The following is a 22,634-nucleotide window of genomic DNA, read 5'->3' as shown; positions in this document are numbered from 1 at the left end:
TTTCACAGGAGTATCGTTGTGGGCTTTTTGCTTTACTGCAGTTCGGATGAGGCCACGGTTTCTCGCTATACCGAGATCTTTGAGTCAAGGGGCTACCCCGTAACGCCGATTCATGATCTGAACAAACTTTTTCAATCTCCCTACAGAGACCATGAATACAGTGGGATTGTCATCGATGTTATATCGAGAATGAAATCGTCGTATGTGGACAAGACCATCTTGCGCAATCTTGAGGAGGTCTACCCTACCCTGCTGGTTAAACTTTGCGCGGATGGGCAGGTCAACTATATGCCGGTGCAGGCCCGACTTGGCGCAGATCTGGACTCTTTTCTGAGATATTGCTCAACGATTAAGCCCCGTCGCTACCGCATCCAGGATCGGCGCGAAGTCTATCTCAGTGTTAGGCTAAGCGACCATGCAGGGCTTGAGAAACACATCCTGTCTTTCACCATGGATTTAAGTGAAGGAGGCTGCTTTGTGGCCTCAAGCCAGGTGTGGGAGAAAAAGCAAAAGCTCTATCTCGATATTATCTGTTTAAAAGACCGCACCCCGATTCTTTGCGAAGTTCGCTGGTCGCGTTCATGGGGCATCAACCCCTTTGTCCCCGGCATGGGGCTTAAATTTCTGCGAATCACCAAGTCTCAGCAAGAACAGCTCCTTGAAATGTTTTCTCCTGCGATGAGAAAGGCTATTTAGTTTTTTATATTGATTTTTTATTTAAAACATGATACCTTTCTTTTTATTTTAAAGGAGGAATATTTCTGTGAAAAAAGTTCTTTGTTTGTTGTTTTTGCTAACGGCCAGCGTGGTCTGGGGCTCTCCTCATCGGGAAAATCTCGATTGCTACGAATGTCATTTGTCCGTTCCTGAAGAAGGTGAAAGTGCGACCTTGACCCTTAAGGACAATATTGACCGGGTTTGTCTGTCTTGCCATGACGGGGTTCAAAAGCGTGGGCACGCGCTGGGAATTTCGCTGGGAAGTGTTTCGGCGCCGGCCGATTTTCCTCTGGATACGCGGGGGCGCATGATGTGTGCAACCTGCCATATCCCCTGCGAGGACAATGACAATAACCCCTACCTTCTTCGTGGAGAGCTTGGGGCTCAAAATTTTTGTTCTCACTGCCATGATAACGTCTTGCCGGTCAATGGCATCCATTACGGGATGGCTGGTAAATTTCATCGCGTCAGTACCTACTCGGGCGTTGACGAGTTCGGCCGTGGAGGGGTTGAGCGAGATGGTCAGAAGCTGGATTCAGATTCGCTTGCATGTCTAGGCTGTCATCTTGATGGAATTTCCGCGCCGGAGGCCAAAACGCGCTTTGGCGAATATAGCACGCACCACTCCGGATCTCACCCGATCGGAATGGATTACGAAAGCCTTGCGCTTACCAATCTTGAGCTTCGCGATACCCGCAGCGTGGGCAGCACCCTTTACCTTGATCTTGGGCGGGTAAGTTGTCTGTCCTGCCACGACATGTATGCGGGCAAGAAGCCTTTTGTTGCTGTGTCGAATAAAGGCTCCGGGCTTTGTTTTACCTGCCATATCAAATAGGGATGTTCGGAGGGTTGAGGCTGTGGTGGATTTAAGTCAGTTCTGCGGAAGCAGAGACAACGAAAGTATAGGCAGGCCCTGGTCCGAAGGTAACTGGACGTTTGCGACTAATGGTTTAATCCTGGTTCGGGTTCCGCGCAGGAGTGGCGTGGGTGAAAACCCGGAGGCTCCGGCCATAATGGGTGGCTCGAGTGCGAAGCATTTCGACAAAACGCCTCGAATCTGGCATGAGGTGCCGGAGGTCGGAGTCGAACAATCACACTGTAAGCCCTGCAAGGGAACCGGGAAAAGATATATTTACCCAGAGTGGGTATCTGGCTTGGACGCTGACTGCGGATATTGCAACGGCAGCGGCAAGGTGTGGGATAAAAAATCTATCGAGGTCGGCGGGGCTCTTTTCTTTAACAGCCACCTCTTTTTGCTGAAAAATTTGCCTGGGGTTGAGATCGGTGTTTTTCACCCAACCGACGTTGCCCGTTTTCGATTTGACGGCGGCGATGGACTTTCGACATCTCTGCCCAGGCAATGACTCAACGGAGGAATTTTTGAAAAAAAGCACTTTTTTAGTTATCGCTCAGTGGGTAAGCCTTTGTGCTGCAATATTGGCGCTGTTTCTCTACAAGACCATGCAGGGGCCTTCTGCCCTTCTGGGTTTTATCGCCGCAACGCCTCTTTTTCTTGTGGCCTCTCTGATCGGCATTTCGCGAAACCTTGGGGAAGGCCAGAAGCTCTTCGATAAGGTCTGGCTTAAGTTTTTACTCGGAGGGCTGTTTTTCTCCGTCTGGGGGGTTTTGGACAATAAGATTCCGACTCGCCCCGTTGAGTGGCTGGGCGTTTCCTTTCTCGCTCTTTCCGGTGCGACCCTGGTCATTCTTTGCTACTGGCTCTACCTGAAATACAAAGCCATCTTTTCTCGGATTCCTTCAAAACGTGAAGACGGAAATTACCTTTAACCAATAGGCCTTTCGATCATGCAGCAAATCAGTATCCGAAAAGCAGTCGCGGCTCTGGGAGAGGTTTCCCCCATCACCTTTTGCGCGTCTGGATCAAGTAGCAAATCCCAAATTATTCACGCTGTCGCCAGGCCCGTGTCATATTCAATGGCCGTGGTCTCTTTTCGACGGGATGTCTTTGCGTCTTACTCAGACGGAGATTTTCGAAGCGACACCTACGATATTTGCGGGCCGGCAGTGGTCATGCAGGCTGCTTTCCGGGAGAAGGTTTCCGACAATCAAATCCTGGTAGATATTATCAAGGCCTTTGAATACGACCAGAAAAGGGAGTATTTCAGGGTCAATACGAGTTTCCCTATCCAATTCAACATCAGTGGAAGCGACCTGGATTTTTCTCAGGAATTTCTCAAGCCGCTTGGCCAATGTTTGAATCTCAGCGGAGGCGGGCTTCTTTTTTCAGCAGATGCGAGGATTGAGTCATCAAAAAGGGTTTGGCTTGATCTGTGTCTACCCGGCAAGCAAAGCGAACCCATCGGGTGTGTAGCCAGAGTCGTCAGGACGGTAAAAGACAAGGAGCAATGCTGGAATATCGCGGTGAGTTTTGATCAGATCAAGGAGGCTGATCGGGATGAGATTATCCAGTATTGCTTCAGCGAACACCGGCGGCACTTGCGCCTGAAAAATGAGGTCGTTTTTTAGTTCGTTGCCAATCTTTCTCTCTCTGATGTATTCTTTCTTTCGACACGCCTGCCATGCCTCTGGTCGCTTGCGACCATGCACACTTTGGCGGGCTTTTTACTCTTTTGCGCCAGAATCAATTTGTCTGAAATGCGATTGCTAATCGCGCAGGCGGCATCACTTTCGTTCATCTCGCTTGAAATTGAACCGACCGCCCACCTTTGTTTAGAGGTTCTCCAGACAAAGATCCCACAGCAAGAACTCTTTTCTCCGACCTCCAGGCGTTTAAGCCAGCCATTGATCTCTTTTAGAGTCATCATCCATTGCCTCCTTTTGCAAAAAGAAAAAGCCTCGGCAGAGACATTATCTCCTGCCAAGGCTTTTTTGCTTATGCTGAAAAAGAGGTTTTTTCTGCTTTATTTACAGGTCTTCAGACGAACTCGGCCCTTCAAAAATTTCTCCCTTCTGGGGATCGCTTGAAGCTTGGGTGATCGGTGCGTTCGAGAAATCCCGGTGGTATCTCCAATCCAGAATGGATGAGTCTTTTTGCGCCAATGCGCCCTCGGTAAGAAGGGCGCTTATCTCATCGGCAACAAAAGCTTCGTCCGCTTCAGCGTCAACCGCGACCTGCAGGGTGAGAATTTTGGCTTTTTGTCCAGGTTGGACTCTGTGCATGGGATCACCCCTTTTCGTGGTAGAGCGGCTTGAGGACGAATACACCATCGGACTCCTCGATCAGCTTGGCGTTGGCGGCTTCCTGCGGGTAGATCATGGCGAGACTTTCGACATATTCCTCGGCAGTGAAACCTTCGGGAACATGAAACTGCTTGGACTTGAATTTAATGACCATATCGGTATTTTGCGTGGATTCAGGCATAAATACTCCTTACGTTTTATTTGAGAAAGGCTTAAAAAAGATCCAGGGTTGGCTCACTGGAAGGCTGTGTCTTTTCTTCCGTGGACGTACCCGAGTTGTTCTTTGAGGGCGCGGGGGAAGCAAAGGCATCGGCGGAAGATTTGACCGATTTGGCCTTTTTGCCTGCCTTGATTACGCGCTGCTCGATCATGTCAATGAGCTTGGCCCGGTCCTGATCACTCAACTCGCTGGAGTTGACCTTGCTTACAACAGGCTCGCTTTCACCCACTGCCACCGTTTTCATGATTGTCTCAGGGAGACTGATCTGCCCAATCATCATCTCGGCAGGATCAATGTTGAAATGAAAGGACACCTGAACTCTCTCTTTTGCCATCGTCTTTCCTCCGTTTTTTTGTTCAATATATCTCGTTTTAAATTTTTTGTCAATCTTTTTTATATACAAATGCCTTGTCTTTTATTCTTCTTTGGTCTTTAGATCCTTTATGCCGGTCAAGGTGTAGATTTCCACCCATTGCGCTTCACACATCTGGCAGCGAATCGGCATCAGCAGCGCCCCTTGGTCTGGTTGCGGAAAGCCCGTATCGAGTTGGTTGCTCTGACATGCCGGACAGAGGCTCCCCTGAGCATAGATATAGCCTTCGATTAACTTTTTTGCAGGCTTTTTCTTCATACTTTCAAATACTCAGGGGTGATGCTTGCCGGAAGCATCCGGGCCTTGGTTGTGTCGAAATAAATCGACGGGGTTGAGACTTCTCGCAGGACAAGAAGTTGATGCAGGATGGCAAGGCCTGCTTGAGCGGCCCACTGGTTGATTAAGACCCCTTGTTCGTCAAAGGGAGTTTGGGCGCAGGAAGGCTGCTGTTTGCGGTCTTTTAAGTTTTTCATGCCTGCCACAAGATACGCATTGGGTAAAGAGGCAACCACAGGTGTTTTATCCCATTGTTGCACTTCCTTTTTGACCGGCGTTTTGTGAGGAGTTGTTCCAAAAATAGCCTGCCCCTGATCGCGTCCGTTGCCAAGATCGAGCCAGAACCCGAGATCTTTCATCTCCTTTCTGGATGCTACGTTATCAACGCAGGAAATCACCAGGGAATCATGAGTTGATCTTTGATTTTTGCCCCACCGCCGGTCAATGGCTGCGATTTTAAGGCCATATCGCTCGTTGAGTCTTTCGGCCAGCGCAATGGCTTTATTCTCCCCTGTCTCCCAGGGCATAAATTCCTGGCGCGAGAGATTGCCCTGCTCTACCGTGTCGTGATCGACAAGGATAAGCTCTGCGTTGATCTCGTAACCCGCAATTATCTTGGCAAGGCCGGTCGCCAGATAACCGCCCGTTCCGCCACAGCCGACCAAGTAAATCTTGGAGAAACTTGGGGCGATGAAGTTTTTTGTTTTCATGATCTTCGGGCTGCGGCTCAAGAGTCTTTCTCCCCTTCGCACTCAAGGGCGTAGCAGCAATTGCAGAGCATCTCCTCTTTGTCCGCACCTTCAGGGACATCGGGAACACTGATACCGCAACCGGGGCATTTGATTTGTGGGTCGTAAGCCATATTGTTCTCCGCAGGAAAAGAGTTTTTGTTTCAAAGTCCGGCTATGCTTTAAAAGCAATATAAGTGTATATTGTTTTATATTTTTTGTCAATCTTTTTTGTTTTATTGGAGTCAATAAAAATCTCTGGCTTCTTTTTCCAGCGGGTTCCAGTCAACGCGGTTGAGTTGTGAGAAGGGAAAACGACCCTGATGTTTCTGGTGAAACGCCTGAAACGACAAATTGGCTTTTCCGCAGATATTGTTGTGCGTATTGAAAGGCGTTTCAAAGATTGCAAATTCGATGGCCTCACGCGCAGTTCTGGCCTCAATGTCCGAGGCTCCAGAGCCCAGGCACAAAGAGGTATCTGAGATATTGGGAAGGGCCAGCTCGTAGAGTGGTTTTTTGTCTGTCCATTTACGACCGGCATAGCAGGCGAGGTTGAGCGAATGAACCGTGAAGCCCTGGTTTGATTCAGAGATAGATGCCTTGACGATCAGGCCTGGAACTTCAACTTCAAAAGCCTGTGGCTCTTTTGCGTTTCTTGCAAGCACCATGATGGTGCGCGTTTGGGGAGCCAGGTCGTAGATATAGATGCTTTTTATGCCGTCTGTTTCGACCTGGATCAACCCCTTTTCGGGCTTAAAGCAGATGTTGGAGCGAAAAAACTTCATCAACTGATCCTTTTCCACTAAATAGCGCTTGTGGGCTTCTTCGGTGTAATCGGTCAGTACCGTATCTTCATCGTAGATGTCGATGGAGTAAAGGTGTCGCTGATAAAGACTTGATTCAGGCTGCGTCTGCAAGATTTTTTCCTCCTTTGTCATCCTTGTTCTCTCGGTAAACCCGGCACATATCTTCAACCAGAGCGATTGCTTCATCCCCTCCTTCAAGGATGGCCCAGGGGTCAGGAGCCATATCGAGGATGTTTGTAAAGCATTTGGTGAACTCAATGGCGAAATCGATATGGTCTTTATCGACAAATTCGACCTGGGTGGGGGAGTCGCCTATCGTTACGGGGCAGTATTTTTCCATAAGGTCAGGGTATTTGTCGTTGACGGTCTTATACAGACCCGGAAATTCGCTGAACTGTTTGAGTTCAAGCACTTTCTCGCTATCGTTTGCTTCCGCATAAACTTCTGCGGCAACAGAAAGTCCCACACGTTCGACCAGCGCCCTGCTCTCTTTGCTCAGGCATTGCTCCAGATCTGCTTGCTCAAAAGTGGCCTGCAGAACCTGGCCAAAGGATGCGGGGGAGAAAAAAAGTCCTTCATAGAATTCAGTTTCCTCCCCATCCCAAGGGATGCAGGGCAGATCGAACCAGAGGGTGTCGAGCCTTATCAGATCTTCTGCGTAGAGGAGAGATTCAATCCAATCGTAGCAAAAATTGTTTTCGTTAAAGACCTCTCCCAAGGGCTGGAGAAATTTAAGCAAGGAGTCGTTGCTGAAGGAAAGATCAAGCAGTGAGGCATCCTGTGCCACTGAGGGACGTTTCTGGTAGAAATCCCACACCGCCTTTACCGACTGCCACAACCCTGGGCTTATCTTGTATTCAACCGGCTGTTTCGGATGAGGCTTTTGCCTGCGGCGGGGGCTTTTTCTTGCTGTGGCCGCAATCTTGGGGGTGCGACTATAGGGCGAGCAAAAAGATCCTGGCGCATTGTCGCGGATAGGACCAAAGACCTCCTGGTAAGGGCGCTCGATGATCGTGCGAAGCGTAACGTCCTCATATTTGACCGCCGAATACGGGGTCATTTGGGCGATCTCTTGAGAAATTCTTTGACCAATGATGTTTTTCATAAACCAAACAATATCTATTTTTTATTATTTTGTCAATCTTTTTTGTTCAATCATGGCAACAGCCTTGTGCCCTTGTCGGGGTCGGACACAGGCCGGCAAAGCAGCAAGAAATGTTGGGGCTACGGCTTGAACAAGAGACGCTTGCCCCATTTTTTGGTAATGGCGGCGGCTTTCAAGACAAAGGCGAAAAGCACCAGGGCGGGGGTAAACCGGATTTCTTGCCAGTTGCCACTTTCATCTCTTATGGCAAAACTTCCGTCTTCCCGAATACGGGTACTGAGATCCGAGAGGTGATTGCATTGCGGGCAGATCCCTGCGGCTTCGATAATCGCTACCCCTGCAAAGTAGGTATTGACTCTGCCCTTGATAAAGGCTGCGTCAAGTGGCTCGCCGCACTCAATGCACTCGCCCTCAAAGCGGTTCATGATGCGCCCTGTACGCTCAAATTTTATCGGCATTTGGGATTCAATCGTCTCGCACTGTGCAAGATCAACAAGGTTTTTGTTATTGGCCGGGGTAGTATAAGGCATCGAGGGGTGGTTGGTTTTCTGCGGCTTTTCAGGCATAGAGAAAGCTCCTTGTCGGTGGTTTTATCTCATATTACGCCAGAAGGAGCTATGGGTTTATGCCGAAAAGGTTGCCTTTTTTGCTCCTATTCAAAGAAAAAAGCCCCAACCGCAGGGCCGGGGCTTTTGAGGTACGCATTTTAGGGAACAGGTCAGCCAAGCATTTCCTTGGGGGTCTTACCTTTGAGATCGGCCCCTGACTTGAGGATGCAGTCGAGAATTTCACCCTTTTTGAGAGACATCCAGCCTTTTTTGGGATAATGCTTTTCCTTGTAGGCCAGAACCTTTTCATCTTCCCAAAGCTTAACGCCATCTTCTTCTCCGAAGGCCACAATTTCGGCCTGGGAGAGCTTTTTGAGATAGTTTTCGCTAAGCGTCCACTCGCTTTGCAGATCAATCCCAAGAATTGAACCAACGACACGGCGCACTTCGGGCATTGCTTCCCCCTGCCAGGAATCGTTTTTGAGAAGGGGCTCTGTCAGCGAGGCCTGCAGAATCTGCGTGAGTTGATCATCGGGGGTCTGCTGGAGTTTTTCTGCAATGGTTTTTTTCTCCGACCGGCAATAGTTATCGAGGCCGATCTTGCTCTTAATGCAGGACTTGGCTTCGGAGGAGGAAAGGGCCAGACACAAGAGAGCCAGACGCAGAACCTGGGCCGAATTGGAATCAAGCGCATCAATGCGCTCTTTGATCGCCTCGGCATAGAAGGCCTCTCGCGCCTCAAGGCAGCGTTTCTGTGATTTAGCCTGGGCTCGCTTGGCTTTTTCGTCCTCACTCAAAGAGCTTGAGGCTTTGGCGGCATTGCCCTGTTTTTTTTGTTCGCAGTCCTTCTTGGACGCGGTGTCGGTATCAACCGTATCTTCCTGCGGCTGTGCGACAGGTGCTTCTTCCGGCTTTTTTTCAACCTTGAGGTAGAGTTCTTCAAAGCATTTTTTAGCCCCGACACAGGCTCGGTTTGCGCCATCTGCAACCTTGCCGGAGAGATCCACAATGCTGACGAACTCGGGACACGACAGGCAGCGCTCGGCGCTTTTCTGATCTTCGGCCAAAACTTCGCGCTCAGGGGCTGTAAGCCTGTGGGCAAAACGAAAACCGTTGGTGCCGAACAACTGCTTTCCCTTGCTCCAGTTGTTGGTGAAATGCTCACCCTGTTTTTTTTCAAAGCACTTGGGGGCCAGACACTTGCCCTGCTCGGAGCCGTCTGCAAACAAGGACGACATCAGCGAGGAATTGTGCTGGCAGGTCTTGCATTCGCTTTGATCGAACCGGGCGATCTCCAGGGCGGGGGAGCTGTTTTCAATCGCGGTGCGAAGCTCTTTGACCGTCCAGTTGTTCTGGAGACAAGCGGTCAAGGCTTTAAGCTGTGTCTCCTCGCCGCTCAAACGGGTGAATTGCTCAACGTGGCCCTGAGAGATCTGGCCGCTTTGCCATTTATCGAGAACGGCTTGAGGCAGACTCAGCAAGGCGACACTTCGCCGGATTGCATGAACGGGAACACCTGTGGTTTCGGAAAGAAAATTGAGCGAATCGAGGGTATTGCCCCGTTCGTCAAGATAGCGTTGGTAGGACTGAGCCCTCTCGAAAGGGGTCAGCCCCTCGCGCTGATCGTTCTCAATCAGCATCTTCTCGTAAGCATCCTGGTCGTCACTCTCGGACAGGGTGACAGGAACCATGAAATCATCGACAGAGAGTCCTTTGGCCTCGGCGGCGATCTGCGCTGCGCGATAGCGCCTTTCGCCTGCAATGATCTCAAACTTATCCCCTTCGACCTGCCGCACCAGAAGCGGTTGAATGATGCCCTTGGCGGCAATCGATGCGGCCAGTTCATCAAGGGCTGCTTTTCGTTCCGGTGAGGGGTTTTCAAATTTGCGCGCATTGTAAGAGTTGAGACACAACAGGCTTAAGGGAATTTCAGGGGTTTTGAGTTGAGCAATACTTGCTTCCATGCGGTCATTCCTCCTTTTTGTTTATAGATATACAATACCTTTATTTATATTTTTTGTCAATCTTTTTTATATTAATTTTAACGCAAATCACAATGCGGCTAAAGTCAAAAAAGTTTCCTTGTGAGAGATGACTTTCTGAGCGTAGGCAAGACATTGGGCATACCTGTGAACCCCTGGGGAGCCGCCGTTGTAGTAGCGCAGGGCTTTGACCAGATCGCCATCGAAGCGCTGGCGCAGAAGGTCGAGAATGTGCTTGCAGGCGGCAAGGTTTTTGGCCGGGGAGTAGTAGTCGGACGGCTTCTCGATAATGCCTGCCTTTTGAAGTTCATCGTTCCAGTACCTGGGAATAATGCCTGTGAGCCCAATTGCGCCTTTGTGGCTTACGATGTCGTGGCGCAAAGAGCTTTCTGCCATGGCGACCGAAAGAACCAGTTCCGGCTCTCCTGTGCTGATCGCCGCAGAGACGATCTGCTCCACATATTCTTTGTCCAGGTAGTAGTAAGACTCCATGATGCGATCAACAAGTGAGGCGTGGTATCTTCTTTTTGCCTCCATAGCCTCGATGCGCACCCTTGCATCTTCAATCTGGCGACGAAGGTCGGCTATCGTTTCCCTTCTCTGCTCTGTCAGCATTTTAAATCGCTCTTTTTGCGCTTCCAGCACAGCAATCCGTTGCGCCGAACTCTCCAGGGCCGAGAAGAAAAAGCCTGCTCCGAAAGAGATCGCCGCGCAGAGAAAAATGGCCAGCAGAATACGGGGCCGGTGCAGACCTTCCCTGTATTGACGACAAACAAATGATAAAACTCTTGATCCCAAATTCACTGAAAACTCCTTTTTCAATGTTTAAGGGGCGGGGTGCCAAGCAGAGGCTGTGCGGCTCGCATGCTCTCATCAAAGCCTTCATCCCAGGGAAACTTTCCTTGCCGATCCGGCCAGATAAGCTGCAGGGCTTCTACGGGCGGGTCCATAAGAGCGGTAGCTGCCCTGAGTCTTTCTTTGACCGCCTGCTCCGAGAGCGCAATAAAGGTGCAGGGCAGATTCGCCAGATCATCCCTGATATCTCCTGCCACAGGGAAAACGCCTGTTTTCTTAAACCTCTGGCCGATTTCGTTGATAATGCTTTGAGCAATTTCCAAGGGGAGCCCCACAACGATGATCTCCGGTTTTCCCATCCGGCTGAATCCCACAGAGTAGCTAAATGGAGGCTCGTTTTTTTCGATATCACCAAATACACCGATGACGCTCCAGCCCACATTTTCGATGTCGGAGACAATCTTCTTCTTGATTTTATTCTCACGCTGTCTGAAGAAGTCTTCTTGTCGCTTATCCATTATTCCTCCTTTCTCTTTTACACCTATCTTATTTTTTATTTTATAAAAAGTCAAGTTTTTTTAAAATATCTGTTACGCCAAATCCTTTTTTCATTGAAAGTTCCCCCTTAGTCTTAGCCGGACATGCAAAAAAGACATTGAAAAAGGCTGAAATCGGAGCTTTTTCAACGCTATTTCTGGCTTTTCCCCGAGGTATTCTCGAAAGAATCAAAAACCATTAGGAAAGGAGGTTCGCGGATGGAACGCAACCAGCAGCAAAGCGTGGAGGAGTTGGCAGAGCGTATGCGTCGGTTTATGCAAACACGCGGATGGAGCAAAGAGCAGGCGCTGCAATTTTTAATGGGTGCAGGGATCGCAACCCCTGGCGGGGAGTTGGCGCCGGAGTACCGCTGCGACAGGGGGGAGTCGATCAGTGTCGAGCAGGCCCGCAGTCAACTTGCGGCAGCAATGGATCGAGGGACGCAGTGCCCTTGTTGCGATCAATTCGTTAAGCGCTACCGCCGCAAGCTCAACAGTGGGCTGGCCGCGCTTCTGGTGCGTGTCTACAGCGAGGTCTCGGTTCGTGATTCCGAAGGGGGATGGCTTCATATCCGTGATGCAGTCAAGGATCTTACCGGAACCGACTACGCTATCTTGCGTCATTTCGGTCTGCTTGAGCCCTATCAGCAGGGTGGTCGGCGCGGAGGTGCCGGGCTGTGGCGGTTGACCGAAAAAGGCACTCTCTTTGTCGAGGGCAAAACAAGCGTTCCGGAAGCAGTCTACCTTCTTAACAACAAGGTCCATGGTTACTCGCCGCAGACAATTTCTATTCAAGAAGCCTTGGGCAACGCCTTTGACTGGGATGAACTTATGGGAAGATCGCTTCTCGGCAAAGCTTGCTAACCAGGTTGTTTTTGGTTTTTCATCTCCACACCGTTGAGCAAGGAGTCAAGAATGGAGCGCGAATTTCGGTATTTTGTTCTCAAAAACAAAGACATGCTTAAGTATTTAAACGAAGAAGAGCGGCGTCTGGTGCTGGAACTCGGCAAGAAAGTTGAAGCCGGCAGAAAAGCTGATGGCAGGGGTCCGTTTGAGTGCGTTTGTATTGAGTCTGATTGGCCCGAATACGATCAGGCATGGTGGTCTATCGCGGCAAGGGTCGACAGGGAGCGGGGGATTGGATCTCTGCGGTCGAAGTTGGACCAGATAGAAAGATACGGGGTTGGTGAAAGATCAGGTCTGCCCGCAGAGACGTCCCGAGAAGAGACTCGAAAAAGCCCCGATCAGAATTAATTCTCCTTGGGTGTCGGAAAGACCTTTTCTCTGGCCTGGGCGAAGGACCCGAATCGCCGGTAGACGGTGGTGATGTCAATGTCTGCGAACACCTTAAACATGCTCATGTTTGGGTATTTGCGTACTTGCTCAAGGATTTGAGCATCGTTGTAGCGCGGCGGGCGAGGCCGCGGTTTTCCTTTGGGCCAGCCCGGGCCATGGCCCTTGCAATCAGAGCGCATCTCTTTTTGCGGCAGGAAGTGCCCGGATAGATCGTATTTTTCAAGCAGACTGCGGAAGTAGCTAAGGTTAAGACCCAGGATCGATGCTACACGCCTGCGGGAATATCTCATCTCTGCAAACCCTTTAACGACCTCCTCGAAGGACTCCCCGTACTCTTCTTCAATCTGTCTGAGCTTGGGCGATTTTTCAAAAAAGCAGTCCAGACCGTAACGCGAACAGTATGTATAGAAGGTCGTTCTTGCCATTCCAAGTGTCTGTGCGGCTTCGTGTCGGGACATTCCCTTCGATGCCAGCTCGACAACAACAGCCTTAAAAGGTTTCCCATGCTTTTTTCTGATACGTTTTATGTCTTCCATGCCCAATCCTTTCAAGATCAAACTATATCATTTTTAACAAAAAGTCAATTTTTTTAATATATCTTTTTAGACAATATTTTTAATTGCAAGCTTTTACAATAAACTATCACCCTTTTCTCTATTCTTTTTTTCTTGATTTTTTATTTTATTTTTTATAAAATGTGTTTCATAGGAGGTTTTATGGAGTCTTTGTCTTCGCAGGATTTATTTGAACAAGAAGCGGGACCACGACCAGCGTGGCCGGATCTGGTCGCTCGGGCACGCGAGGTGTTGCGCGAAGTATTTAACGCAGGACACCCAGCAATTTGTGCGTGGAGTTCGGGCAAAGACTCAACGACAACTCTTAATCTTGTCTTAACCACGGCGCGAGAGGTGGTCGAGCAAAGTGCCGGAGCCATCAAGCCTTTTATTGTTGTAACGCATGCGGACCCTCTGATCGAGAACCCTGAGATGGCGCTTCATGCCCGACGGGAGATGGAGCGCATCAAGGCTTATGCCGCACGTTACGATCTGGATGTGCGAATCGAGGTTGCAACCCCGGCTCTGGGTAGCCAGTGGGTGGTCAAGGTTCTTGGTGGACGGGCCCTGCCTGTATTCGCTAACAAGTCGCAACGCGACTGCACGGTAGATTTGAAGGTCGTCCCGCAGGAGCGGTTGGCCAAAAAAGTGCTGGCGCAACTGGACGGGGAGATTGCTCCTGTGACCGTTGTGGGAACTCGTTTTGACGAATCGGCGGGGCGCAAGAGCCGCATGGAGGGGCGTGGAGAAGTCGCTGGGCTGTGGCAAGACGAGAAGGGCCGCATGGTTTTGAGTCTTGTGGCTGACTGGCTCGATGCAGACATCTGGGGCTATCTCAAGGCGTGCAACAAGGGTGAGCAGGAGGCTTTTTCCGATTTCGGCAACCTGATCAGGCTCTACCGGGATGCGTCCCGGGAAACCCGCACGCAAAATGGTTGCGAAGTCTACAAATGTCGCTTCGGATGTTCGGTCTGCACGGTCGGGCGCGACCACTCGCTGGAAAAACTGCTTGAAACCGACCCTGAGCGCTACGGCTATATGGGGGAGTTGCTTCGCCTTCAGAAGTATCTGGTCAACACTCAGTACGATTTCTCCAGTCGTACCTGGATTGGGCGCACGATCAACAACGGCTATATCACCATTACCCCGGATGTTTACTCGCCGCAGATGTGTGAGAGGTTGCTGCAGATTTGTCTGACGATCGATGTGCGTGAGAAGGAAAAGGCAGCACAGCTTGGCATTGAACCGCGCTTCGAGTTGGTTTCCGCCCAGGCACTAATCGCCATCGATGCGCTCTGGAGCCTTCAGGGTCTCTGGGGCGGGCACCGGGCGCTTCGTATTTTCCGCGACATCTATTATCGCGGCGAGCGCTACGAAATCCCCGAAACTCAAAAACCGCAAACGCTCAAGATGCCGTCCAAGCGCTATCTCTATGTGGGCGACGGGTGGCTTGAGCCCGGCAATGAGTATCAGTTCTGCGGCCTGCGTGATGTTGTGCTGGAGAGTCTGGATGAAAACAGCCAGTGCATGGGAGTGCGCACCCTTAAGGATGGACGAGTGGTTATGCAGGCCAATGAGGGGCCGTTGTTCGAGGTTGACGAGGAGGCAGCAGGCTATGTCTTTGGCTTTGAGCTTGACCACCTGATCGATGATTTCGGCAAGGAGCAGGTTGTTACCGCAGCTTACCGGCGCTATGTCGGGCTTGGGACGCTGACTTTGGCAAAAGGGGCTCAGGCAGGGATTGTGGACAACATTCTTCGTCGGACAACATTTAAGGAGCGAGTCGGGCTGTGCGAGGGTGCCTTTGACCTTAAAGATCTGCTGAAAAAAACCGTGAGCAAAAAGGAGATGGAAGATCAGCTGGCGGCGCAGTCTGATTCCTCTGGCGAAGAGATTGAACGCGAGGCGAAACGCCACGTCGCCATCTTGCCAAAATCAGGCAATCCGGCCAGGCAGGTTCAGCTTGACCTTTGGGGCGAAGCGTCAGGATTTTAAACTTTGCGAGATAGCCATTTAAGGCTGACTCTGGGTGCAACGAGTCGCAAGACGGGCACCGGCCTCACATGAGGTGCGGGGAAGCGTGGACAGGCTGAGCCCGCCAGCACCTGTCCTTGGGAGGCCCGCCACCCGGCCAGCAACCGGGAGCAATAAAAGCGCGGCGGGCGCTCCCTAAACCCTTATCGAAAAACTTTTTACGGAGGAGGCTGTATTTGATCACGGCATTTGGGTCTGGGGCCAGCGCCCCGGCCGATTTCAAAGGTTTCGCCAGGGCCGGACATCCTGTTGGGGTTGTCGTTCAGGAGATTGGCGCCGGGGTTTTTGCCGCGATGGTCGAGGCCAACAGAAACGGCGTGCAGATCTTTGTCGATTCGGGGGCTTATACGGCATTTACCAAGGGCCGCCGGGTTGATTTCGATGCCGTTCTCGATAAATACGCTCGCTTGGTCGATGCCTGCGAGCGCCCTGAGCTGTTGCACCTGGTTGCCCGGATGTCATCGGCGACATGAACGAGACGGCCAGGCTTCAGTGGAGACACATCGAGCAGATTCGAGAGCTAAGTGATCGCGGCGCACGCATCATCGCTCCTCTTCAGATTGGCTGGAAGCGGGTTGAGTACGTCTCTTATCTCGGCTGTCTTGGAAGCGAAATCCGCACGATCATCCCCGGATTCGCCTTCAACAAAATGGCCTGGGGCGCAAAAGATGTCGCCGAGCTGGTGCGTCTTGTGCGCCCGGCCTCGATTCATCTGTTCGGTATCGGCCAAAAACGTATCACCAGAACCGCCGAGGCGATCTGGAGCGTTTGTCCGACAACAGCTATCTACTGCGACTCGAACAGGATCCGGGCCTGGGCGGGCAAGGGCCGGGTGCTGACCAGGGAGGTCTCGCAAAGGCTGCGCACGGTCTATGAGCGATCCTGCCAGCGATATTTGAGACACTACCTTCAAGGCCGCGGGCTCTGTCGCGCTGAAGCCGCAATTCTATCCGATGTCTTTTTGGGCGCCGACGAGACCGAGTTGCAGTTTGACCTTTGCAACACGCCGGGATTTCTTGAGCCAAACGAAGCGCGGGCACTGGCCAAGCTCTTTGGTCGGCGCGAGCGGGCTGAGATTCAGGCATGGGTCAAGGCCTCGCAAAGCGAGTCCGAGTGCGACAGAGAGGATTTTCTGGGGATAAGCTATGGCTGCGAGTTGGGCTACCTGATCGATGAGAACGATCCGTCCTATCGCGGTCTTCTGACCCAGATCCCAGCCGTGTGGCCGGCGGCGATGGCAGCGCAGCGAACTCTCGAGGCACGGCCGCAAGCGCGCACCCGTGCCCTTGTCGCCATAGCGGGAAGAGAGCTTGCGCAGGGGATACCCGATACCCAGACAGCATTTGCCTTCGGCGCTGCGGCGGGAGTTCGGCAAGGGCCTCGGCGCATCAGGCGAAAAGGCGCGAGCAAAGATCCAAGGCCACTTCAGATGGCCCTTGGTTTTTGAGAAAGGAGAGAAGATGATGTTCAAGGCACTGATCGGAATTTTTGCCGGAGGTTTTCTGGCGGTCAATATGGAGCGAGCTTTTGTTTTTTTTGAGAAAGCGTGGGGTGTGACCTGCAGTTTCTGGTCGCTGGCCTCCCCCGTCTTGGCCGAGAAGTTTTTGTCTTTGGCGGGAGGATGATGTGGGGAAAAATGTCGAAGTACGACTAAGCCCGCAGCTTTGGCGATGGCTCGATCTTCTGGAGGAGAGCTTCGACCTTCTGCCGGCGGAAATCTTACGGATTGCGGAGATCGACCCGCTTAAGACCTGCACTCTGTTGTCGCGGCAGTCCGAAACAAAGACTCGAAAGATTCATGTCCCAGCCGGACTCTGGGGAAGTCTCAAAGAAAAAGCACACAACCTTCGCTCTCCAGTTTCCGATCTTGTTGAGCAAATGCTTCGGCAAATGATAATGCAGGTTGTTTCAACAAATACGCTCACTCTTCGAGAAGACGCTAAGGCCATGAAGAAACTTCGTGAAGAAGTCGAGGCCGCAAGCTGGTAAGTTTCGCTCCTCTGCTCAATTGAATGGTGTCTACACGTCCCTTGGCAGTCGCACCGTAAAACCCGAGCGGCCACTTCAGGCCCGAAAAAGGCCGCACCTTTTTTTCCGAGGTGCGGCCTTTTTCGGTCTGAAAATATCCTTTCGCTCGGTTCGAGACAGGTTACTGTATCAAGCCGAATTCGACTTGGAAATTCGTACCCTTGACCTTGGGTCGGGTCGTGTGCCCCGGACCAGGTTCGAGGTCCACCAGGCCGTGCTGCTCCATTGTTCTGAGCGTGCGCGAGAGGTTCGAGCTTTTTCTGCCCGTGATTACTTCGAGTTCCTTGATGCTGTGGGGGTTGTACTCCAGGATTGTTTTAAGGAGATCCTGATTTTCCCTACTCAATACCTCTCCCAAGCTTTTGAGGGAGTCGAACCAAATTTTCGGCTCTGTCTTTTTCGGCTTGTATTGACCGCTGGCGATGTCAATTGTGCGCTGAATATACTGGTCCCGAGGCATGATCCCGACCTTGATGATTTTTTTTCTCATTCGTTTTTACCCCCATCTATTATTTCCCTGGCTTCCCGCCAGAAATCTTCGAGAAGCTGCGCCGCAGAGGCAAATTCATACTCCTCGACACGATCTTCACGATGGATATGATCCCAGGTCACCTTGCGTGCTCGGTATCGATTTCGCCCTCCAAAATCATACCCATGGGCATTGTCGAAGCCAAGAATTCGCCTGTTTCTCGAGTCGTGAAGGCTCGCAGAATAACGGATGCCATGAGGGATCTGCCTTGAAGACTCAACCTGCCGCACATCGAACTTGACCCAAAATCCCCTCTCCATGTGGAACGTTTCTCTGTCAAGATCCAGAAGGCAATTCAGTTCGTTATCAATCATATTATCACCTGATGATATTACACGATGCAGTTTTTCCCGTCAAACTTTCCGAATTTCTACCTCGTCTTACTGATACATTGAAGGTTCGACCCGCAGATATTCCGATAGATCAAGCTCATCGCTCCAGCGACCAAGCTACGCCTGGAGCGGGTGGATTTTTGTGGGATTCGAGGTGGTGACAGCCCATGATGAGGCTGTCTCGAAGCACCTGATCTTCGGTGGCGGCCTCAATGCCTCAACCCGTCTTCATAGCTTCTTCTGCTTGGTCTTAAAGTTCGGCAGGAAACAGTCGATGGCGATTTCTTTTTTTCGCCAGGTATTGTGGAATTTGGGGCCGACTGAGAATGAACAGTCCTATCGGGTCAATACCCAATACTATTGCGATCGCCCATATTTTGTCGAAGGTGATCTTTTCCAGCCTGAGATTGTTCCCCGTTTCAATTTGCGAATAGTAAGAAGGGGAAACCGAAACACCACACCGAGGATCTTTTTCGATAAGGTCGCACAACTCGCGCAACCCTATGTCTTTTTCCAATCGAATTTTCTTTAGATACTCCCCTAGTGGATTGTTCATAGGAGTGTCCCCCTTTTGTTGGATATGTCAATCATTTCAAGCAGGATGTTAATGTTCTAGGTTCTGGTTGTCAATTATATTTTTTATATTGACTTTTTATATATTTCGTTATATTCTGTCATTACTCCTTTGCGCTTACCATAGTTGATAGAGGTATCTCTTTCCCCTTCCCCTGACTTGCCGCACCAGGGGAATTCATCGAACTCCTCGCGGCGGGAGTTTTTACGGAGGTTTTATGCAGATTGTTGTTGAGATTGCAGAAGATGGTTCGGTGAGAGCGTATTCGCATCACCGCACGCCGGAGGTGGTGATTATCGACCGCCGGGACGACGAGGCGGCCCCGCTTCGCAACGGCAAGATCGTCGTGGAGGCCAGGTTCGCAAAAACGGATGCGCTTCTTGTCGAAGCCGGGGTAGAGGTCGACCAGAAGGCGTGGGCGGGGTCAAAAGAGATCGCTCTGGCCCGAAAGTTTTATGCCGATGAGGATTCGACTCACCCTGTCGAGGTGGATGACGATGCGCGTGCAGCGCGTACCGATGAAGGGGTGTTTGTCGAGATGTGGGGGTTTGTGTCTAACGATGATCTCAACAGCCAGGAGGGTTAAGTCTATGAGCGAAATTTCTCTTAAAATCAATCAGTCACGCCTGATGTCCAATTTGCGCTATGCGTTCAGCAATAAATTCAAAGTTATTGGCGAGCTTGCCCAAAATGCTCGCCGGGCCGGGGCAAGCTATGTTTCTTTTCGGTATTTTGAGGAGCAAAAGGTTCTCCAGGTCAAGGATGACGGTTGCGGGGTGGGGGATTTTCAGAATCTTCTCTCGGTGGCTGAATCCGGCTGGGATGAAAACATACAGCGGCAGGATACGCCTTTCGGTATGGGCTTTTTGGCGGCCCTGTTTTGCTGTCCTACGGTGACGGTTAAATCCGGTGGGCTTCGTTCCAATCTGGTGACAGAGGATGTGCTGGCGGGAGAGTCGGTTGTCGTTGAGCCGTGTATTCACGCACCGAGGGTTGGAACCGAGGTCGATCTTGAAGGCTTTGATGTTGATTCAAAGGAGCTTTCAAAGCAGATTGGGGCTTATGCCAAGGGTTTTCCGATCCCGGTCTTTTTCAACGGCGAGGAGATCGCACGCCCCTGCGCTCTTGATGGCGGCCGCACTTTTGAAAAAACGCCGATCGGATATGTAAGTCTGGTCGGCTTGCACGCCGGGGTCAAAGGGGATCTCTCCAGCAGCAGGCGCATATTTTATTTGCAAGGGGTCAAGGTTTTGGATGAGCGCGGATATTATTCAGGATCGGACAGGGCCGATATTGTCCATCTTGACCCGCGCCGATTTTTTGCGCGTATTCCCGACCGTGACAGCCTTATCGACCCGGAAGGTGCTGCTTGTCAGGTCAGGGATGCTCTTGCCGAGGTGTGGAAAAAACATCTTGAGGAAGAGTTTGCACGACTTAGCCCTGAAGAATTCGCAAACACCTATCTGCGAGCGGTGGAGCAATATGCGGTAAAGATGCTCAACGACCTGCCCTTTATCCCCGCAAGCTATCTTGAGGTGGCAGAGAGCTACCCTCTGATCTTTCAGGAATGGGAAGATGGGACGAGAGTCTTATCTAAACCTGTCTACCGCGAGCAGGTTGAAAGCGGCCAGGTGTGTCTCGCCTCAATTATGAATGATATTTGTCTGGAAGGCGAAGGAGCTTTTGAGTGGATGTATCTTTTCGATACCAAGATGCCCGTACTGCGCCGAAGTCTCCCTGAAGGTCACTGGGCCAACAAGTATCTGGTGAATCTCGACCAGAAAGAGTGGGAGCTTGAAATCAACAACGAGCAGGGTGAGCAGAATTTCTGGGGCAAGTGGGTTTACGGCAAGATCATCTTGTGTGAAAGTTTTACCCTTAAGGCACCGGGGCTTGAGCCTGTCACCTTTACCGCCCACGCCATGGTTTGTGCTGAAGGGTTTGTTGTCCCTGCCGGCGAGAAAACTGGACAGGTGGTGCGCCAAGCCTGCAATTACCGCGATGAGTGCGATTTGTTCTGCGAGGACGATGCCGATAGTGATTACGACAAGTTTTCTGCCATGGTCGCCAATCTTCGCAACAGCGATCCCGCGCAAATGCTCAAAAGCGTTCTTGACGGGGTGGCGCGAATTGGAGATTTCCCGGCCCTTGAGGGCAAAAAACTGCTGGTGACGATTTCGGAGAAGGGAGAGGCGTGCATAGAGCTTGCGGCCTGATTTATGGGTCACTGTGAACTTTCATCTGAGGGCCAGGGCACTTTGCTCTGGCCTTTTTTCGTGTCGCAAAGTCTCACAAAAAACAAAAAATCCCACCAATGTATTTCTTATTTTATTTTCTTGTATTTTTATATAATTTATGAGATAATCAGTTCACAAAATTCAAGGAGAGGTCATGGGGAGGAATCTGTTTTCATTTGAAGGTGGCGAGGGGTCGGGCAAATCGACACTTATTCTCAAGGTAGCTGAAGCCTTGCGGGTAAAAGGCATTGAGGTCGTCTTGACGCGAGAGCCGGGGGGTTGTCCCATCGGCCAGAAGGTGCGCGAGATACTACTGGATGCCCGAAACAGCGAGATCGTATCGAGGGCCGAGCTTTTGCTTTATGCGGCGGGCAGAGCCCAGCATGTCGAAGAAGTCATTGTGCCTGCTCTTGAGCGTGGAGCGGTGGTGCTCTGCGACCGCTACTGCGACTCCACCGAAGCCTATCAGGGCTATGGTCGCGGTCTTGATCTGACACTCATTCGGGAACTTAATCAGATCGCCACAGGCGGGATTTACCCGCAGACAACCTTTCTACTCGATTTGCCGCCGGAGATCGGCCTTGGGCGTGCTCTGAGTCGCGTTGAGACAGCCAGCGGCAAGGAGGGACGCTTTGAGCGTGAATCGCTGCGCTTTCATCACCGGGTTCGATTCGGGTATTGGCAGCTTGCAGCGCGCGAGCCAAGGCGTATGTTCATGATCGATGCGCGCCTTTCGCCCGAAGGCGTATTTGAGGCCACAATGAAGAAGATCCTGGGCGCAATGAAGGTTCCCCGCGACAGGGCTGTGTAAAATAGAAGCCCCTACCGCTGCTTCACACATGGTAGGGGCTTAGCTGTGTCATCGCCCTGCAATATCGGTTCGGTTGTGCTTTAGAAGGAAGTACCCGGTCCCAATCATTACGACCAGGCCCAGAACCGTCTCCACCTTCTCGCCAAACGTCAGATCTGCCCAGCGATCTGCCTCTTTTTGCGGCGCATTCTCTTTCATGTTCTCATCCTTTCTGCCGAGTTCATTCCTGTCACAAGATTAGCACTGTATAACAAACATGACAAGGCATTTTGGGAATAGGGTGGTGGCGCGGCTTCTCCTGAATGAATATATTCCCCTGAATTTCTTTTATTTTTTTTCTTTACTTTTTATTTTTGTTTTGCTATATTTTCTTTATTCAAAGGAGGTTTCATGACAGAGCGGATCGTTTTGACTCTCGAAGGGAAAAAGGCTGGAGCGCGGATTGTTTGCACGAACCTTGTAACGACCGGGCGCAGCAAAATTGTTTACATGACAGGTTTTGGCCCGGCCCAGGAGGTGCGTGCTTTTTCGCATCTTCTCAATCTGGGCAAGGCCAGGCTTGAAGGGCGCAGCGCCGATGGTACTGAAGTGGTCGGTATGTTTGAGGCGCAAAGCCTCTACAACGTGCGCTTTACCAGTGTCGGAGAGAGTCATTTTGCGATCTGTGTTGCGCCTGAAGATACGCAATATATCGCGGGGGTGAGCCAGGAGCAGTGCCGGGAGATTTTCTATCGCATCCTTGATCAGAACCATTTTGTTCACCCCGATTGGTACGACTGGATGTTTGAGCGGCTTCTGATTCAGCCGGTTGAAGTCAAGACGCGGGTTGGACACATGGTTTGCCTGCAAAATTATCTCAATATCGAAAAAGAGGTTTATGCAGGCATCAAAAGCGGAGAGCTTGTCATGCCCTGCCCTGCCGCCTCAATCGAGCTGGAGGTAAAAGAGGGCAACGTGCAGCAGGAACAGGCCGCTTAAGGGATAAGAAGAG

At 51.1% G+C, this 22,634-nt stretch carries 34 protein-coding genes; 16 read left to right on the top strand and 18 right to left on the bottom strand.

Annotation, left to right across the window (positions count from 1 at the left end; translation table 11 throughout):
- Positions 1-204 precede the first annotated feature (204 nt).
- The 5 genes from GSUB_RS18370 to GSUB_RS17620 all read left to right on the top strand — a co-directional run bounded on the left by GSUB_RS18370 (position 205) and on the right by GSUB_RS17620 (position 3,204).
- Positions 205-696, top strand: coding sequence for a PilZ domain-containing protein (locus GSUB_RS18370; protein ID WP_158414140.1), 492 nt, complete (start codon positions 205-207; stop codon positions 694-696).
- 67 nt (positions 697-763) lie between these two features.
- On the top strand, positions 764-1,552 hold the full coding sequence (locus GSUB_RS17635) for a cytochrome c3 family protein (RefSeq protein ID WP_040202966.1): 789 nt from the start codon (positions 764-766) through the stop codon (positions 1,550-1,552).
- A 148-nt stretch (positions 1,553-1,700) separates the two neighbouring features.
- Positions 1,701-2,081: a hypothetical protein gene (locus GSUB_RS17630; protein WP_144402123.1), complete on the top strand. Its 381-nt coding sequence runs from the start codon at positions 1,701-1,703 to the stop codon at positions 2,079-2,081.
- A 16-nt stretch (positions 2,082-2,097) separates the two neighbouring features.
- Positions 2,098-2,505 (top strand): hypothetical protein, encoded by a 408-nt coding sequence (locus GSUB_RS17625; protein WP_040202964.1) that lies wholly within the window; start codon positions 2,098-2,100, stop codon positions 2,503-2,505.
- Positions 2,506-2,523: 18 nt separating this feature from the next.
- Positions 2,524-3,204, top strand: coding sequence for a PilZ domain-containing protein (locus GSUB_RS17620; protein WP_084212251.1), 681 nt, complete (start codon positions 2,524-2,526; stop codon positions 3,202-3,204).
- On the opposite strand, the gene GSUB_RS17615 is transcribed toward GSUB_RS17620, so the two are convergent.
- The 13 genes from GSUB_RS17615 to GSUB_RS17560 all read right to left on the bottom strand — a co-directional run bounded on the left by GSUB_RS17615 (position 3,201) and on the right by GSUB_RS17560 (position 11,284).
- Complete coding sequence (locus GSUB_RS17615; protein WP_040202962.1) at positions 3,201-3,503, bottom strand: hypothetical protein; 303 nt, start codon at positions 3,501-3,503, stop codon at positions 3,201-3,203. The two genes, GSUB_RS17620 and GSUB_RS17615, sit on opposite strands and share 4 nt — an antisense overlap.
- 100 nt (positions 3,504-3,603) lie before the next feature.
- Positions 3,604-3,858: a hypothetical protein gene (locus tag GSUB_RS17610; RefSeq protein WP_040202961.1), complete on the bottom strand. Its 255-nt coding sequence runs from the start codon at positions 3,856-3,858 to the stop codon at positions 3,604-3,606.
- Between the two features lie 4 nt (positions 3,859-3,862).
- Positions 3,863-4,060, bottom strand: coding sequence for a hypothetical protein (locus GSUB_RS17605; protein WP_040202960.1), 198 nt, complete (start codon positions 4,058-4,060; stop codon positions 3,863-3,865).
- A gap of 31 nt (positions 4,061-4,091) precedes the next feature.
- A complete protein-coding gene (locus GSUB_RS17600; RefSeq protein ID WP_040202959.1) occupies positions 4,092-4,502 on the bottom strand; it encodes a hypothetical protein in 411 nt (136 codons plus the stop codon).
- A gap of 12 nt (positions 4,503-4,514) precedes the next feature.
- Entirely contained in the window at positions 4,515-4,730 is a 216-nt protein-coding gene (locus GSUB_RS17595; protein ID WP_040202958.1) for a hypothetical protein, read from the bottom strand.
- Entirely contained in the window at positions 4,727-5,479 is a 753-nt protein-coding gene (locus GSUB_RS17590; protein ID WP_040202957.1) for a ThiF family adenylyltransferase, read from the bottom strand. Before GSUB_RS17590 ends, GSUB_RS17595 begins: the two co-directional genes overlap by 4 nt.
- Positions 5,476-5,610: a hypothetical protein gene (locus GSUB_RS19925; protein ID WP_268747576.1), complete on the bottom strand. Its 135-nt coding sequence runs from the start codon at positions 5,608-5,610 to the stop codon at positions 5,476-5,478. The genes GSUB_RS17590 and GSUB_RS19925 overlap by 4 nt, the downstream gene beginning before the upstream one ends.
- A 111-nt stretch (positions 5,611-5,721) precedes the next feature.
- Positions 5,722-6,393 (bottom strand): hypothetical protein, encoded by a 672-nt coding sequence (locus GSUB_RS17585; protein WP_040202955.1) that lies wholly within the window; start codon positions 6,391-6,393, stop codon positions 5,722-5,724.
- A complete protein-coding gene (locus GSUB_RS17580; protein ID WP_040202954.1) occupies positions 6,377-7,342 on the bottom strand; it encodes a hypothetical protein in 966 nt (321 codons plus the stop codon). The genes GSUB_RS17585 and GSUB_RS17580 overlap by 17 nt, the downstream gene beginning before the upstream one ends.
- Before the next feature lie 164 nt (positions 7,343-7,506).
- Positions 7,507-7,953 (bottom strand): hypothetical protein, encoded by a 447-nt coding sequence (locus GSUB_RS17575; RefSeq protein ID WP_040202952.1) that lies wholly within the window; start codon positions 7,951-7,953, stop codon positions 7,507-7,509.
- A gap of 152 nt (positions 7,954-8,105) precedes the next feature.
- Entirely contained in the window at positions 8,106-9,899 is a 1,794-nt protein-coding gene (locus tag GSUB_RS17570) for a ParB/RepB/Spo0J family partition protein (protein WP_040202951.1), read from the bottom strand.
- Positions 9,900-9,986: 87 nt separating this feature from the next.
- The gene (locus GSUB_RS17565; protein ID WP_040202949.1) at positions 9,987-10,721 is read right to left on the bottom strand and encodes a transglycosylase SLT domain-containing protein; all 735 of its coding nucleotides are present in this window, start codon (positions 10,719-10,721) and stop codon (positions 9,987-9,989) included.
- A 14-nt stretch (positions 10,722-10,735) separates the two neighbouring features.
- Positions 10,736-11,284 carry a DUF4262 domain-containing protein gene (locus tag GSUB_RS17560; RefSeq protein WP_144402121.1) on the bottom strand — a complete coding sequence of 183 codons (549 nt, stop codon included), beginning with the start codon at positions 11,282-11,284 and terminating at the stop codon, positions 10,736-10,738.
- 183 nt (positions 11,285-11,467) lie between these two features.
- Between GSUB_RS17560 and GSUB_RS17555 the strand changes: the two genes are divergently transcribed.
- Positions 11,468-12,112, top strand: coding sequence for a hypothetical protein (locus tag GSUB_RS17555; protein ID WP_040202945.1), 645 nt, complete (start codon positions 11,468-11,470; stop codon positions 12,110-12,112).
- Between the two features lie 51 nt (positions 12,113-12,163).
- Positions 12,164-12,502 (top strand): hypothetical protein, encoded by a 339-nt coding sequence (locus tag GSUB_RS18365; protein ID WP_052465136.1) that lies wholly within the window; start codon positions 12,164-12,166, stop codon positions 12,500-12,502.
- Here GSUB_RS18365 and GSUB_RS17545 read toward each other — a convergent pair.
- Positions 12,499-13,101, bottom strand: coding sequence for a helix-turn-helix domain-containing protein (locus tag GSUB_RS17545; RefSeq protein WP_144402119.1), 603 nt, complete (start codon positions 13,099-13,101; stop codon positions 12,499-12,501). The two genes, GSUB_RS18365 and GSUB_RS17545, sit on opposite strands and share 4 nt — an antisense overlap.
- A gap of 351 nt (positions 13,102-13,452) precedes the next feature.
- On the opposite strand from GSUB_RS17545, the gene GSUB_RS17540 reads away from it, so the two are divergent.
- From GSUB_RS17540 to GSUB_RS17525, 5 genes are all read left to right on the top strand, one after another.
- The gene (locus tag GSUB_RS17540) at positions 13,453-15,093 is read left to right on the top strand and encodes an adenine nucleotide alpha hydrolase family protein (protein ID WP_040202943.1); all 1,641 of its coding nucleotides are present in this window, start codon (positions 13,453-13,455) and stop codon (positions 15,091-15,093) included.
- Positions 15,094-15,308: 215 nt separating this feature from the next.
- On the top strand, positions 15,309-15,605 hold the full coding sequence (locus tag GSUB_RS17535) for a hypothetical protein (protein WP_040202942.1): 297 nt from the start codon (positions 15,309-15,311) through the stop codon (positions 15,603-15,605).
- On the top strand, positions 15,602-16,579 hold the full coding sequence (locus GSUB_RS17530; RefSeq protein WP_040202940.1) for a hypothetical protein: 978 nt from the start codon (positions 15,602-15,604) through the stop codon (positions 16,577-16,579). The genes GSUB_RS17535 and GSUB_RS17530 overlap by 4 nt, the downstream gene beginning before the upstream one ends.
- A gap of 13 nt (positions 16,580-16,592) precedes the next feature.
- Complete coding sequence (locus GSUB_RS19535; RefSeq protein ID WP_158414139.1) at positions 16,593-16,757, top strand: hypothetical protein; 165 nt, start codon at positions 16,593-16,595, stop codon at positions 16,755-16,757.
- 1 nt (position 16,758) lies between these two features.
- The gene (locus tag GSUB_RS17525; protein ID WP_040202938.1) at positions 16,759-17,121 is read left to right on the top strand and encodes a hypothetical protein; all 363 of its coding nucleotides are present in this window, start codon (positions 16,759-16,761) and stop codon (positions 17,119-17,121) included.
- Between the two features lie 160 nt (positions 17,122-17,281).
- Here GSUB_RS17525 and GSUB_RS17520 read toward each other — a convergent pair whose 3' ends face one another.
- From GSUB_RS17520 to GSUB_RS17510, 3 genes are all read right to left on the bottom strand, one after another.
- A complete protein-coding gene (locus GSUB_RS17520) occupies positions 17,282-17,650 on the bottom strand; it encodes an HVO_A0114 family putative DNA-binding protein (RefSeq protein ID WP_040202937.1) in 369 nt (122 codons plus the stop codon).
- Complete coding sequence (locus GSUB_RS17515; RefSeq protein WP_040202936.1) at positions 17,647-18,003, bottom strand: toxin-antitoxin system TumE family protein; 357 nt, start codon at positions 18,001-18,003, stop codon at positions 17,647-17,649. The genes GSUB_RS17520 and GSUB_RS17515 overlap by 4 nt, the downstream gene beginning before the upstream one ends.
- A gap of 268 nt (positions 18,004-18,271) precedes the next feature.
- Positions 18,272-18,577 (bottom strand): helix-turn-helix domain-containing protein, encoded by a 306-nt coding sequence (locus GSUB_RS17510; protein WP_040202935.1) that lies wholly within the window; start codon positions 18,575-18,577, stop codon positions 18,272-18,274.
- 235 nt (positions 18,578-18,812) lie between these two features.
- Between GSUB_RS17510 and GSUB_RS17505 the strand changes: the two genes are divergently transcribed.
- The 3 genes from GSUB_RS17505 (at position 18,813) to tmk (ending at position 21,643) form a co-directional block, all read left to right on the top strand.
- Entirely contained in the window at positions 18,813-19,181 is a 369-nt protein-coding gene (locus GSUB_RS17505; RefSeq protein WP_040202934.1) for a hypothetical protein, read from the top strand.
- Positions 19,182-19,185: 4 nt separating this feature from the next.
- Positions 19,186-20,811, top strand: a complete 1,626-nt coding sequence (locus GSUB_RS19685) for an ATP-binding protein (RefSeq protein WP_040202932.1) — start codon at positions 19,186-19,188, stop codon at positions 20,809-20,811.
- Positions 20,812-20,986: 175 nt separating this feature from the next.
- Positions 20,987-21,643 carry a dTMP kinase gene (gene tmk / locus GSUB_RS17495; RefSeq protein WP_040202931.1) on the top strand — a complete coding sequence of 219 codons (657 nt, stop codon included), beginning with the start codon at positions 20,987-20,989 and terminating at the stop codon, positions 21,641-21,643.
- Positions 21,644-21,691: 48 nt separating this feature from the next.
- Here the strand turns inward: tmk and GSUB_RS19530 are convergent, their stop codons facing one another.
- On the bottom strand, positions 21,692-21,841 hold the full coding sequence (locus GSUB_RS19530) for a hypothetical protein (protein WP_158414138.1): 150 nt from the start codon (positions 21,839-21,841) through the stop codon (positions 21,692-21,694).
- 192 nt (positions 21,842-22,033) lie between these two features.
- Between GSUB_RS19530 and GSUB_RS17490 the strand changes: the two genes are divergently transcribed.
- On the top strand, positions 22,034-22,621 hold the full coding sequence (locus GSUB_RS17490) for a hypothetical protein (protein WP_040202930.1): 588 nt from the start codon (positions 22,034-22,036) through the stop codon (positions 22,619-22,621).
- Positions 22,622-22,634 lie beyond the last annotated feature (13 nt).

It is taken from the genome of Geoalkalibacter subterraneus (genome assembly GCF_000827125.1).
GTDB classification, from domain to species: domain Bacteria; phylum Desulfobacterota; class Desulfuromonadia; order Desulfuromonadales; family Geoalkalibacteraceae; genus Geoalkalibacter_A; species Geoalkalibacter_A subterraneus.
Note: the sequence above shows the minus strand (reverse complement) of the source record. Positions and strands in the feature narration are given on the sequence as shown.

Coding starts and splice junctions, on each gene's coding strand:
- GSUB_RS17515 (WP_040202936.1), bottom strand. CDS start 18,003: ATGATTGATAACGAACTGAATTGCCTTCTGGATCTTGACAGAGAAACG.
- GSUB_RS17510 (WP_040202935.1), bottom strand. CDS start 18,577: ATGAACAATCCACTAGGGGAGTATCTAAAGAAAATTCGATTGGAAAAA.
- GSUB_RS17620 (WP_084212251.1), top strand. CDS start 2,524: ATGCAGCAAATCAGTATCCGAAAAGCAGTCGCGGCTCTGGGAGAGGTT.
- tmk (WP_040202931.1), top strand. CDS start 20,987: ATGGGGAGGAATCTGTTTTCATTTGAAGGTGGCGAGGGGTCGGGCAAA.
- GSUB_RS17595 (WP_040202958.1), bottom strand. CDS start 4,730: ATGAAGAAAAAGCCTGCAAAAAAGTTAATCGAAGGCTATATCTATGCT.
- GSUB_RS17570 (WP_040202951.1), bottom strand. CDS start 9,899: ATGGAAGCAAGTATTGCTCAACTCAAAACCCCTGAAATTCCCTTAAGC.
- GSUB_RS17490 (WP_040202930.1), top strand. CDS start 22,034: ATGACAGAGCGGATCGTTTTGACTCTCGAAGGGAAAAAGGCTGGAGCG.
- GSUB_RS17505 (WP_040202934.1), top strand. CDS start 18,813: ATGCAGATTGTTGTTGAGATTGCAGAAGATGGTTCGGTGAGAGCGTAT.
- GSUB_RS17520 (WP_040202937.1), bottom strand. CDS start 17,650: ATGAGAAAAAAAATCATCAAGGTCGGGATCATGCCTCGGGACCAGTAT.
- GSUB_RS17615 (WP_040202962.1), bottom strand. CDS start 3,503: ATGATGACTCTAAAAGAGATCAATGGCTGGCTTAAACGCCTGGAGGTC.
- GSUB_RS17605 (WP_040202960.1), bottom strand. CDS start 4,060: ATGCCTGAATCCACGCAAAATACCGATATGGTCATTAAATTCAAGTCC.
- GSUB_RS19530 (WP_158414138.1), bottom strand. CDS start 21,841: ATGAAAGAGAATGCGCCGCAAAAAGAGGCAGATCGCTGGGCAGATCTG.
- GSUB_RS17575 (WP_040202952.1), bottom strand. CDS start 7,953: ATGCCTGAAAAGCCGCAGAAAACCAACCACCCCTCGATGCCTTATACT.
- GSUB_RS17530 (WP_040202940.1), top strand. CDS start 15,602: ATGAACGAGACGGCCAGGCTTCAGTGGAGACACATCGAGCAGATTCGA.
- GSUB_RS17580 (WP_040202954.1), bottom strand. CDS start 7,342: ATGACCCCGTATTCGGCGGTCAAATATGAGGACGTTACGCTTCGCACG.
- GSUB_RS19685 (WP_040202932.1), top strand. CDS start 19,186: ATGAGCGAAATTTCTCTTAAAATCAATCAGTCACGCCTGATGTCCAAT.
- GSUB_RS17610 (WP_040202961.1), bottom strand. CDS start 3,858: ATGCACAGAGTCCAACCTGGACAAAAAGCCAAAATTCTCACCCTGCAG.
- GSUB_RS19535 (WP_158414139.1), top strand. CDS start 16,593: ATGATGTTCAAGGCACTGATCGGAATTTTTGCCGGAGGTTTTCTGGCG.
- GSUB_RS17555 (WP_040202945.1), top strand. CDS start 11,468: ATGGAACGCAACCAGCAGCAAAGCGTGGAGGAGTTGGCAGAGCGTATG.
- GSUB_RS18365 (WP_052465136.1), top strand. CDS start 12,164: ATGGAGCGCGAATTTCGGTATTTTGTTCTCAAAAACAAAGACATGCTT.
- GSUB_RS19925 (WP_268747576.1), bottom strand. CDS start 5,610: ATGGCTTACGACCCACAAATCAAATGCCCCGGTTGCGGTATCAGTGTT.